The following is a 731-nucleotide window of genomic DNA, read 5'->3' on the forward strand; positions in this document are numbered from 1 at the left end:
AAGAGTGGGTATACGACGCCGACAGTGAAAAATGTTGCGATTAGAATCGGATAAAAACGAGCTCGCTCTGCGATACCACCAGAAACAATAGCAGGAATCGCCGCAGCGAAGGTCAGTAAGAAAAAGAACTTAACCAACTCGTAGCCATTATCTTGAGATAAGGTTTGAGCATCAGAAAAGAACGTGCCGCCATAAGCAACCCAATAACCAATAAAAAAGTAAGCAATCGCAGAAATACCAAAATCGGCAATAATTTTAACGAGTGCGTTTACTTGGTTCTTTTGGCGCACGGTTCCCACTTCAAGAAAAGCAAAACCAGCATGCATCAAAAAAACCATGATGGCACCCAATAATAGAAAAAGTGTATCGGAACTTTGTGTGAGAGCTTGTACAACGCCATGTACCTGATCGGCAGTTACACTCATTATGTTTATCTCCGTTATTTGTAGCGCACTCATCCTGTGCATCAAAGTTAAAGTCATCACCAATTTGGTGAATGAAATTCACAAAGCGTCTAATATAGCAATTACCGTTCCATAATTTACTCTTCTAACAATTAGGATTTAATTCATTGTTTTATAAAGCCTTAAATGAAATCAAAAACATTTATTTGTATTGATTTCATCTATTCAAATGCACCAATGTAGGGTCTATGCACCAATATAATGCGCACAACATGTACGCGTTTAATTAGTAAACTCTGACCATAAACGCAAAAAAGCCACCTCATA

General features: G+C 38.2%; 1 pseudogene. It reads right to left on the reverse strand.

The window, feature by feature from the left end:
• Positions 1 to 425 (reverse strand): annotated as a pseudogene (locus R8N47_RS24990) (ammonium transporter); the annotation flags it as partial.
• Positions 426 to 731: the final 306 nt, after the last annotated feature.

This window comes from Vibrio sp. 2132-1, from assembly GCF_033344315.1.